The sequence below is a fragment of the Alkalibacterium sp. m-11 genome (genome assembly GCF_054658155.1).
Map to the genome: position 1 here is coordinate 1 of NZ_BAAGIR010000221.1, position 2251 is coordinate 2251.

General features: G+C 39.8%; 2 protein-coding genes and 1 tRNA gene. All 3 read right to left on the reverse strand.

All coding sequences use genetic code 11. From position 1 onward, the window contains the following. Positions 1 to 152: 152 nt before the first annotated feature. Positions 153 to 878 (reverse strand): potassium channel family protein, encoded by a 726-nt coding sequence (locus ACYQ2O_RS11835; protein WP_346025593.1) that lies wholly within the window; start codon positions 876 to 878, stop codon positions 153 to 155. Between the two features lie 147 nt (positions 879 to 1025). Next, the gene (locus tag ACYQ2O_RS11840) at positions 1026 to 1658 is read right to left on the reverse strand and encodes a YczE/YyaS/YitT family protein (protein WP_346025592.1); all 633 of its coding nucleotides are present in this window, start codon (positions 1656 to 1658) and stop codon (positions 1026 to 1028) included. Between the two features lie 269 nt (positions 1659 to 1927). Further along, a tRNA-Arg gene (locus ACYQ2O_RS11845) sits at positions 1928 to 2001 on the reverse strand. Positions 2002 to 2251: the final 250 nt, after the last annotated feature.

Genomic DNA, 2251 nt, shown 5'->3' on the forward strand with positions numbered 1-2251 from the left:
GAACATACTCAAAAAATATTCGAATATATCACAGGGCTTTCGAGTTCGCCAAAGCGAACCCTCATCCCTGCCGAGCTATCATCCCACGATTGAAACCGTGGGTTTTCTCGCTCGGAAAACTGATAAAGAAAGACAGGCATGTCTTTTTCCTGCTAGTCAGGGAGTTTGTCTTCCAGTTCTGTGACCTTTTTGATCAGCTGATCAATTTTGCTTTCCAATGAACTAATATTTTCAGTTTCTTTCGACTTGGACCGGTTAAAGTAGGTTGTCAAAGAACTCGTGAGCACACTGATCATAGCCAGTCCGAGAAACATCAGAATGGTAGCAGCAATTCTTCCAGTCAGAGTAACCGGAGAGACTTCACCGTGACCGACAGTAGAAGCTGTAACTATCGCCCACCACACGGATTCTGAAAAAGTGACATTCTCTGATACTGAAAAGACGACCGCTCCGAAAAGAATCAGGAGAACACTGGTATATAAGGCATAGATAAGACCATTTGTATGAAGGATCGATTTGATTTCCCGCTGCGACCGGACTTTCAGACTGAATAGGCGAGTGAAACGTGACAGTCGGATGAGATGAGAGAAACGCAGTATCCTAAAGATTCGGGAAAGACGGAATAGTCTGAAAATCGAGACAAACGGAATGATTGACAGCAGATCAAAGACATGATGGACCACAAATTCTTTCTTGTCTTGAGACAGGGTCAGCCGATAAATATAATCGACAGCAAAAATAAAAACGAAACTCAAATCAATTGCAAAGTATGGCTGGTCAGCAATCGAAATAACTGAGACAAGATCGAGGATAATCAGAAAGATGGATGCAATTGACAGAGCCACCATAGTAAAATTATATAGTCTAAACGAGCGCATAATATCCTCCTGTATACAGCCTGACTTAAGGCAAGTAGTTAGTCTAATAGTAGGGTGTTTGATGTTAGATGTAAAGTCCGTAAATCATTATTCGAATCTAGTATAAAAAAAGGCACTGAACCCAAAAGTCCAGTGCTGCATTCTGATTTATTTTTCTGAAGTATAACGTAGTGCCCGTGTCTGCAAGTCTTTTTCAAATATCTTACGGAAGAATTGAATAAAAGGTCCGATAAAGAAAGCAGTAATAATCGTATTGAATCCTAAAGTAGCACCTAGAAGATAGCCGATAATTGAAAATGAGACATCAAGGATGACACGCGATGTCCGGTAGGTCCATCTGCCATTTGCCTTCTCTGTCAAAATAATTGGGAACGCATCGTAAGGAGCAACGCCTTCTTTTGCCTCAGTGTATAAGGCCACACCACTTGAAATAAATAACAGCCCAAGTAATGAGAAAATGATACGGATAAGCAGGCCTTCAGGTCCTGAGAAGTAAGAATTGTAAAGTGATAGTGTCAGGTCTGAAAAGTTTCCGACGATAAAAATATTTAGAAGTGTTCCAATACCAATGAGTGAACGGTTATCAAAATAAATCAGGATCAGTGCAATTAGACTGGAAATCATGATGAACAAGCCGAAGCCCATATCAAGAAAGCCGCTCGCACCTAAGTTGAATGTAGTGTACGGATCGGTACCCAAATCAGCCAGACGGAAGAACGATACCGCGAAACTGATGAAAAACGTACCGATTAGTGAATAAGTCAATTTTATTTTTTTCATATAAACCCTCTTTTTCCTGAATAATGTCTATTTTTCATCATACGACCTACCAGGATGAAAGTCAATTCTGTGCAGTAAACTCTCATTGAGTTAGTTCCGATTTATGACTGATTTCTCATCTGGGGGAGTAGTTTAATCAAATCTTGAAGGGGATTAAAACAGAGGAAGAAATAAGGGGTCTAGACCGGAACATAATACGGAGATAAAAAAGGATAATAGATTAATTGTACAATAAAAGCAGCCCATGACTGCCTGACTGAAAAAATAGACGACCCTAGAGAGATTCGAACTCCCGACCTACAGTTTAGGAAACTGTTGCTCTATCCTGCTGAGCTATAGGGTCAGATGATAGGTATGTAAAGAAAAACTTGTGGCACAATCATTCCGCCGTACTCTTATACAAGCATTATCATGCGCCTAACTTTCATTATACAACAGTCTGGCTATGCACTCAATACTCTCATTTTCATTGTATGTGTCAAGACTTTGGCGGAAACTTTTTTTCTAGAGATGGTAACTCTTCAATTTTAATATTAAAATGGCTCATTCTGTGTGTTTCATTACCCAAACATTTTCTTCAGTTGTCCCATTGG

Coding starts and splice junctions, on each gene's coding strand:
- ACYQ2O_RS11835 (WP_346025593.1), bottom strand. CDS start 878: ATGCGCTCGTTTAGACTATATAATTTTACTATGGTGGCTCTGTCAATT.
- ACYQ2O_RS11840 (WP_346025592.1), bottom strand. CDS start 1,658: ATGAAAAAAATAAAATTGACTTATTCACTAATCGGTACGTTTTTCATC.